Source organism: Caballeronia choica, assembly GCF_001544535.1.
GTDB classification, from domain to species: domain Bacteria; phylum Pseudomonadota; class Gammaproteobacteria; order Burkholderiales; family Burkholderiaceae; genus Caballeronia; species Caballeronia choica.
In genome coordinates, this window is sequence record NZ_FCON02000252.1 from 1 (window position 1) to 6,996 (window position 6,996).

A 6,996-nucleotide genomic window follows, 5' to 3' on the forward strand; every position below is an offset into this window, starting at 1 on the left:
CGTAGGATGGTGATATAGCGATGGGTTTCGGGTTTCGGTTTTGCCTGACGGGTGAGCGCGTAGCGCGAGGCTGGATGAATGACTGCTGGTCCACTTCGTTTAGCGGTGCGATGCCCGTGCTTCTTCTACATGCCAACAACGATGAAACCCCGCTAACGACACTCCCCCGGTTGGACCACTCCGAGGGAGCGGTCTAGTGGCGCATGGCAAGGATTGGCGGTGGGAAGCTGCTTTCTTTGCTTACTTTCTTTGCAGCAGCAAAGAAAGTGAGTCCCGCCCCGGACAGGGGCAGAGCAAATAAACCAAAAAGAAAACAAGTTCCATGGAAGCCCAAGCGCATCAAACGGTGTAAACAGCAACCCCCAACCCCAACCCCAACCCCCAACCCCAACCCCAACCCCAAACCCCAACCCCATCCCCATCCCCCAACCCACCAGCGACCAATCCAACGAGCGAACCGAAATGACCCCATCCGAAGGAAAAAGGAAAATCGTCGCCTACAAGCCGCTGCCCCCCGACGTGCTAGCGTACCTGACCGAACACGCCGAGGTCCAGACCGTCGACCCGAACGACCACGCCGCCTTCGCGGCAGCACTAAAAACCGCCGATGCCGCGATCGGCGCAAGCGTAAAAATCTCCCCCGACATGCTCGAAGGCGCAACCCGCCTGAAAGTTCTTTCGACGGTGTCTGTCGGCTTCGACAACTTCGACGTCGACGATCTCACGCGCCGCGGCATCATCCTCACCCACACGCCCGACGTGCTGACCGAATCCACCGCCGATACCGTGTTCGCGCTGATCCTCGCAAGCGCGCGGCGCGTCGTCGAACTGGCGGAATGGGTGAAAGCCGGCCACTGGACCGCGAGCATCGGCGAAGCGTGCTTCGGCGTCGACGTGCAAGGCAAGACGCTCGGCATCGTCGGGCTGGGACGCATCGGCGGGGCAGTCGCGCGGCGCGCGGCTCTCGGCTTTCGCATGAACGTGCTCTACACGAACCGCCGCCCGAACGCGCAAGCCGAAGACGACTACGGCGCAAGACGCGTCGAACTCGACGAACTGCTCGCGAAATCGGACTTCGTCTGCCTGCAAGTGCCGCTCACGGACGCGACACGCGGCATGATCGGCGCGGTCCAACTGAAGGCAATGAAGAAGACCGCGATCCTGATCAACGCGTCGCGCGGGCCGACTGTCGATGAACCCGCGCTCATCGAGGCGCTGCAAAACGGCACGATCCTCGGTGCAGGGCTGGACGTGTTCGAGAAAGAACCGCTTCCCGCCGACTCGCCGCTCCTCGCGATGAAGAACGTGGTCGCGCTGCCGCACATCGGATCGGCCACGCACGAGACGCGTCATGCAATGAACCGCAACGCGGCGGAGAACCTGATCGGTGCGCTGGACGGCACGCTGACCCACAATATCGTGAACCGCCAGGTGCTGGAGCGTCGAGCGCGGCGCGACAGCAAGGGCAAGGGCAACGCGTGCGCTAAGATGCCGCTGCCCGAACTTCGACCAATAAGCGCGCCACGGCGCGCTTTTCGCCTTTGAGCATGACAACGAGCATCGAAGAAGCCAGGTGAAAGCCCCATGCATGAAGCACAACATCCGATGACGCCGCCCTCCGCCACACGCCGCGCAACGATCACCGATGTCGCGCGCGAAGCCGGTACTGGCAAGACCAGCATCTCGCGCTACCTGAATGGCGAGACGAGCGTTCTGTCGCCCGAACTGCGCGAGCGGATCGAAGCCGCGATCGCGAAGCTCGACTATCGCCCGAATCAGATGGCGCGCGGTCTGAAGCGCGGCCGCAACCGGCTGATCGGCATGCTGCTCGCCGACCTGACCAATCCATATTCGGTCGAAGTGCTGCAAGGCGTGGAAGCGGCATGCCACGCGCTCGGCTACATGCCGCTCATCTGTCATGCGGCCAATGAAATCGACATGGAACGCCGCTATCTGCAACTCCTCACGACCTACCGCGTCGAAGGCGTGATCGTGAACGCGCTCGGCGTGAAGGAGGAACTGCTCCAGACGTTTTCGCGAGGCGGCATTCCGGTCGTGCTGGTCGATCGCTCGGTCGAAGGATTGGTCACCGACATGGTCGGCCTCGACAACGTCGCGGCCGTCGCGCTCGCGACGCGCCATCTCGCCGACCAGGGGTTCGACGAGGTGCTGTTCATCGTGCAGCCGTTCCGGCGCGTGAGTTCGCGACGCGTGCGCGAAGCGGCATTTCGTGACACTATCGGCCCGCTCGCAGCCCGTGGCGTGAGCGGCTCGACGATCGTGATCGACCTCGCCGACGCCGCGCCCGCGCTCGCGGCCATCGATGCAAACCTCGATGCGTCGCGCCTGGGAGCCGGTCGCATGGCATTGTTCGCGGCGAACGCGCCGGTCGCGCTGCGCGTGGCGCTGCACCTGAAGGAGCGCTACGGCGCCGACTGGCAGCAACGCGTCGCGCTGATGTCGATCGACGATTCCGAGTGGGCCGAACTCGCCGGCATGACGACGGTCCGGCAGCCGACCTACGATATCGGCCGGCGCGCGGTCGAGTTCCTGCACGAGCGGCTCGAAGGCGCGCGCATGCCGGCGCGCGAATGCCTGTTGCCGGGCGAACTCGTCGTGCGCGCATCCACGCGGCGCGACAATTCTCAGGGAATTTGAATGGTCAGTGTATCGACGCTCGTCTGTCTTTCGATCGCCACGCTTCTCATCGCCGCGTTGCCGGTCGTGCTGTACTTCAGGCTCAAACCTCGTTTTGGCTTCGAGCGGCGTGAGGTGATTCTCGGCATCGCGGTGTTTGCGTTTTTTTCGATGATCGTCGAACGTGCGCTGCATGGCTTTGTACTGAGCAACGCCACGACCGTCGGCTGGCTCGCGAACCCGGCCGTGTTCGTCGCGTATGGCGCGCTGGCGGCGGGCATCTGCGAGGAAGCGGGGCGCTTCATCGCGATGAAGTGGCTCATCGCGCGCGCGCCCGCGACGCTCGCCAATCCGGGCACCTCGCTCGGCTACGGGATCGGGCATGGCGGGGCGGAGGCGTGGCTCGTCGGCGTTTTCGTGCAGTTGCAGTGGATCGTCTACGCGGTGCTCGCGAACCGCAACCAGCTCGACGAGCATTTCGCGAGCGTGCCGATCGATGCGCTGATGCGCCTGCACATGGTGCTCGGCAGCCTGTCGCCGCAATATGCCGCGCTGTTCGTGATCGAGCGCGCGGCGGCTTTCGTGTTCCAGCTCGGTTTCTCGGTGTTGATGTGGCAGATGCTGCGCGAACGCTTTCGCTACACGCTGCCGCTGATGATCGCGGCGCACGCGCTGATCGACTTGCCGGCCGCGCTGTTCCAGGCCCGCGTGATTCCGCTCCTCGCCGCCGATGCGGTCTACCTCGTCTTCGGCCTGATCGTCGTGCGCGCGCTGATGCGGTACTTCCGCGCAGGCGGCGGCCGGCCGGGCGCCTCGACGCCGACGACACCCCATTTCAGGCACTAGTCATGGACGACTACCAATACGACTGCCCGAGCGCCGACATCGACATGCTCGCGCACGTCATCAGCGATTTGTTCCCCGAGCAGACGCAATTCGCCGAGCGCATCGACGACGAAGGCAGGACCTCGCTCGTGATCCATTACATCGCGATGCGTTTCGGCTCGACTGCGCGCCGCATCTCGATCGACGTGCGTTTCGACCCTGCCGCGCTCGCGCGCCATCGTGCGATGCCGGTGCGCCAGCACGCGCGCGGTTATGCGGTGCTGCGCGCGTACGTCGAGGCGGCGCTCGGCTCGCTGGAGGAAGCGTATGCGAACGGGGAGGCCGTGCCGCGCACGGTCGAGATCGAGATGGGCGAGGACTTCGCGTGAGTCAGCCGGTGCGCTTGTAGACCTTCGCGAAGCGGGCGGCCTTCACGACGCCGTAGTCGCCGGGCGCATATTGCATGACCCAGTCGCCGGTGGCACCGGTGAGCACATCGCCCGCTTCCGAGCGCGCGATCGAAAACGCGGCGGGCATCTCCTTCGCGAGCACGACGACGGGCCGGTTGCGATACGTGCCCGGCTCGCCGTGAACGACGCCCGGTTCCGCACGATACTTCGCGTCGAAGCGCTCGCGCGAGACGACCCAGCGTTCGCCGGTCGCGCCGGTGACGATCGCATCGCCCGGCTGGTAGCGGTTCGGGCCCTCGAGGCTCATCAGCTCGCCCGCGGCGGCCGCGAACTCGACCGCAACGGCTTCGTCCTTGACGACGCGAAGCGCCGCGGGGTCGGTGTCCAGATCGAGATTGCTGAGCAGGGTCATGGCGGGTCGCCCGGAATTGAAGGTTCGAGATCGTAACGGCAATCCGCCCATTGTGCACGCGCTGCGCAAAAACGAGAAAGCGCCCGCATGGTCCGGACCGGACGATGCGGGCGCTTTCATGGTTTCAGCAAGGACGATTACGGCTTGGTGACGGACGCTGCCGCCGGCGCCGCTGCGTGCGCATGATGATGCCCGGCGCCGCGTCCATGTTCGCGTCCGCTACCGCGGAAGTTCGCATCCGCGAGCTTCTTCTGGTCGGGCGAAAGGCTCGCGTAAAGCGGCTCGAACGCATCGACGAGACGCTTCGTGCCTTCCGCGTTCGCCTGCGTGATCTGCTCGTATTGCTTCATGTCGTCGAGTGCGGTCATCGTGTCGCGCTGGGCGACGCGTTGCCGGTACAGGTCGCCCATCGTGTGCGTGTTCTCGCGCATGACGTCGGCGAACTTCGACCACTGGTCTTCCTGCTGCGGCGTGATCTTGAGGGCCGAATGCAGTTCGGTGATGCGCTCCTCGACGCGAGCCTCGCGATGCGTCGCGGCAGGCGCCGAAGCAGCGGGCGCCGATGCCGCGGCGGGCGCGGAGGACTGGGCGAAGGCCGCGCTCACAGCGAGCGTTGCCGCCAATGCAACCAATGTTTTTTTCATGCGTGACACCTTCGATCGATTGGAAAATGGCGTGCCGTGCGCGAAGGCTTGCCGCTTCCAACGCGCACCGCCTAGCCGAAAACGCGTTATTAGTAGCACGATTGCGCGGGCCGCATCGCGCATTGCGACATCTGCTTACAACCGATACGTCTACGAAAAATAGCCTGCCCGGGCATGCGCGTTTGCGGGGAAGCCCTCGACCCGGGATCCAGTGGCCCCGCTACGCCACCCTCGTCTTAAAGTGCTACGATTTCCGAGGTACAACGAGGGGATGGAGGTGGCTATGTCTACTTTGGCTATCGATGGCGTGCGCTGGGCCAATGACCGCGTGACGGACGTGCGCTGGGGCAGCTTCGACGCGCTCAGCAACGCCTGGACGTCACCGACGACGATCGTCGAGGTGGCGCAGGTCGTCGATGCGATCAAGAGCGGCAAGGAAGTGCGCACGCTCTTCACGCTTGGCGGCAGGACGTTCCTCGGCCCGAAGGTGACGGCCTTGCCGTATACGGCGGGCCACATCGGCATCGAGGCGCGGGTTCAGGAAGGGCAGATCGAAAAGTCGCTGGAGGATTTGCCGTCTGTATGAAACCGCGCTGGAAAGCATCGCGGGTCGCGCCTGGCGAGATCGCCCGACACGCCACGGAGGTCCGCCGTGGACCGTGAGACGTCGCAGCGCTTCGACATCGAGTTCGCACCCCGCATCGCGAGCACGATAGCGAGCCTGCTCGATGCAGGCGTGCGCGTCGAGGTGATGCCGTACGAGAACGGCCGCGCGCCGACACGGGTTCGCGTCGTGGCCGAGCGCGTCGTGCACGCGCGTGGTGCGCCGAGCGGCTATGCGCATCGGCTGAACCTGTATCTCACCTGGGACAGCGGCGAGATCGAACGGCTGTTCGAGGCGGGCGGCGAGGCGCGCTTCGAGCGCTACCTGCATGCGATTCCGGCGAAGCTCGTCGCTTGGCAGGGCGCTCGCGACGTCGACCTGGAGACGCGTTCGCAGGCCGAGTTCGCGGTGCTTCTTGGCGGTCTCGATTTCGAGGCGTGACGTCCATGCCGGTCGGCATGCTGAACGTACACACTCGCGACGCCAAAAAGGATTAGTCTTGCGTTCACGCCTTCGTGTCCGGGCGCGTCTCTTTCAGGAGGGAGGTCATCATGGGATCGGCGAATAACGGGAACTTGCGTGCGGTCGTGCAGACCGCTGAACAGGCGGGCGGCTTCGTCTGGGTGATCTCGCTCGTGGATTTCGCCGCCGGCGAGGTGAAGCGGTCGATGGTATCGGAGGAGAATTTCGCGACTTCCGATGCCGCTCGCGACGCCGGCAACGATCGGCTGAAAGCGATGGCTGCGGATCGGTAGGGGTTTATTGTCGCTGGCGCTGGCGCTGGCGCAGGCGCTTGAGGTTGGGGTGCGTTGTTTACACCGTTTGATGCGCTTAGGCTTCTATGGAAATTGTTTTCTTAGTGGTTTATTTGCTCTGCCCCTGTCCGGGGCGGGACTCACTTTCTTTGCTGCTGCAAAGAAAGTAAGCAAAGAAAGCAGCTTTCCAACGCCAATCCTTGCCAGTCGCCACTAGACCGCTCCCTCGGAGTGGTCCAACCGGGGGAGTGTCCTTAGCGGGGTTTCATCGTTGTTGGCATGTAGACAAGGCGCGCGCGTCGCACCGCTGCGCGGAGTGGAACAGCAGTCATTCATCCGTCTAGGCACTTCGTGCCCGACGCCAGGTCTGCTAGCGGCGGTGAATTGAAGCATGCAGCAAGCACGAACGTAGGATGGTGATATAGCGATGGGTTTCGGGTTTCTGTTTTGCCTTACGGGTGAGCGCGTAGCGCGAGGCTGGATGTATGACTGCTGATCCACTTCGTATGGCGGTGCGACGTGCGCGCCTCTTCTACATGCCAACAACGATGAAACCCCGCTAAGGACACTCCCCCGGTTGGACCACTCCGAGGGAGCGGTCTAGTGGCGCATGGCAAGGATTGGCGTTGGGAAGCGGCGAATTCAACCGGTCGACGCAACACCCAACGTTTCCGCCAGCTTTTCAGCTGGGTTCATAAATTGCAATGTC

10 protein-coding genes are annotated in these 6,996 nt (G+C 63.9%); 8 read left to right on the top strand and 2 right to left on the bottom strand.

The features are described 5' to 3' along the window. The first annotated feature begins 462 nt into the window (after positions 1 to 462). Genes AWB68_RS41450 through AWB68_RS41465 form a run of 4 tightly spaced genes read left to right on the top strand, consistent with a single transcriptional unit; the run spans position 463 to position 3,851 of the window. Positions 463 to 1,545, top strand: a complete 1,083-nt coding sequence (locus AWB68_RS41450; protein ID WP_087649950.1) for an NAD(P)-dependent oxidoreductase — start codon at positions 463 to 465, stop codon at positions 1,543 to 1,545. Between the two features lie 39 nt (positions 1,546 to 1,584). Next, on the top strand, positions 1,585 to 2,658 hold the full coding sequence (locus AWB68_RS41455; RefSeq protein ID WP_087649951.1) for a LacI family DNA-binding transcriptional regulator: 1,074 nt from the start codon (positions 1,585 to 1,587) through the stop codon (positions 2,656 to 2,658). After that, positions 2,659 to 3,483: a YhfC family intramembrane metalloprotease gene (locus AWB68_RS41460; RefSeq protein ID WP_087649952.1), complete on the top strand. Its 825-nt coding sequence runs from the start codon at positions 2,659 to 2,661 to the stop codon at positions 3,481 to 3,483. Positions 3,484 to 3,485: 2 nt separating this feature from the next. Beyond that, positions 3,486 to 3,851 (top strand): DUF3022 domain-containing protein, encoded by a 366-nt coding sequence (locus AWB68_RS41465; RefSeq protein WP_087649953.1) that lies wholly within the window; start codon positions 3,486 to 3,488, stop codon positions 3,849 to 3,851. A gap of 1 nt (position 3,852) precedes the next feature. Here AWB68_RS41465 and AWB68_RS41470 read toward each other — a convergent pair whose 3' ends face one another. Both AWB68_RS41470 and AWB68_RS41475 read right to left on the bottom strand, forming a co-directional pair. Next, positions 3,853 to 4,284 (bottom strand): PGDYG domain-containing protein, encoded by a 432-nt coding sequence (locus AWB68_RS41470; protein ID WP_087649954.1) that lies wholly within the window; start codon positions 4,282 to 4,284, stop codon positions 3,853 to 3,855. Positions 4,285 to 4,421: 137 nt separating this feature from the next. Then, positions 4,422 to 4,928, bottom strand: coding sequence for a Spy/CpxP family protein refolding chaperone (locus AWB68_RS41475; RefSeq protein WP_087649955.1), 507 nt, complete (start codon positions 4,926 to 4,928; stop codon positions 4,422 to 4,424). 283 nt (positions 4,929 to 5,211) lie between these two features. Between AWB68_RS41475 and AWB68_RS41480 the strand changes: the two genes are divergently transcribed. The 4 genes from AWB68_RS41480 (at position 5,212) to AWB68_RS47625 (ending at position 6,504) form a co-directional block, all read left to right on the top strand. Beyond that, positions 5,212 to 5,514 carry a hypothetical protein gene (locus tag AWB68_RS41480; RefSeq protein WP_087649956.1) on the top strand — a complete coding sequence of 101 codons (303 nt, stop codon included), beginning with the start codon at positions 5,212 to 5,214 and terminating at the stop codon, positions 5,512 to 5,514. 66 nt (positions 5,515 to 5,580) lie between these two features. Further along, positions 5,581 to 5,973 carry a DUF5594 family protein gene (locus AWB68_RS41485; RefSeq protein ID WP_087649957.1) on the top strand — a complete coding sequence of 131 codons (393 nt, stop codon included), beginning with the start codon at positions 5,581 to 5,583 and terminating at the stop codon, positions 5,971 to 5,973. A 110-nt stretch (positions 5,974 to 6,083) separates the two neighbouring features. Further along, on the top strand, positions 6,084 to 6,287 hold the full coding sequence (locus tag AWB68_RS41490) for a hypothetical protein (protein ID WP_087649958.1): 204 nt from the start codon (positions 6,084 to 6,086) through the stop codon (positions 6,285 to 6,287). Between the two features lie 7 nt (positions 6,288 to 6,294). Beyond that, positions 6,295 to 6,504, top strand: coding sequence for a hypothetical protein (locus AWB68_RS47625; RefSeq protein WP_125483235.1), 210 nt, complete (start codon positions 6,295 to 6,297; stop codon positions 6,502 to 6,504). Positions 6,505 to 6,996: the final 492 nt, after the last annotated feature.

What these genes read in the sequence shown, in the direction of transcription:
- AWB68_RS41450 (WP_087649950.1), top strand. Translation starts at nt 463, where the DNA reads ATGACCCCATCCGAAGGAAAAAGGAAAATCGTCGCCTACAAGCCGCTG.
- AWB68_RS41455 (WP_087649951.1), top strand. Translation starts at nt 1,585, where the DNA reads ATGCATGAAGCACAACATCCGATGACGCCGCCCTCCGCCACACGCCGC.
- AWB68_RS41460 (WP_087649952.1), top strand. Translation starts at nt 2,659, where the DNA reads ATGGTCAGTGTATCGACGCTCGTCTGTCTTTCGATCGCCACGCTTCTC.
- AWB68_RS41465 (WP_087649953.1), top strand. Translation starts at nt 3,486, where the DNA reads ATGGACGACTACCAATACGACTGCCCGAGCGCCGACATCGACATGCTC.
- AWB68_RS41470 (WP_087649954.1), bottom strand. Translation starts at nt 4,284, where the DNA reads ATGACCCTGCTCAGCAATCTCGATCTGGACACCGACCCCGCGGCGCTT.
- AWB68_RS41475 (WP_087649955.1), bottom strand. Translation starts at nt 4,928, where the DNA reads ATGAAAAAAACATTGGTTGCATTGGCGGCAACGCTCGCTGTGAGCGCG.
- AWB68_RS41480 (WP_087649956.1), top strand. Translation starts at nt 5,212, where the DNA reads ATGTCTACTTTGGCTATCGATGGCGTGCGCTGGGCCAATGACCGCGTG.
- AWB68_RS41490 (WP_087649958.1), top strand. Translation starts at nt 6,084, where the DNA reads ATGGGATCGGCGAATAACGGGAACTTGCGTGCGGTCGTGCAGACCGCT.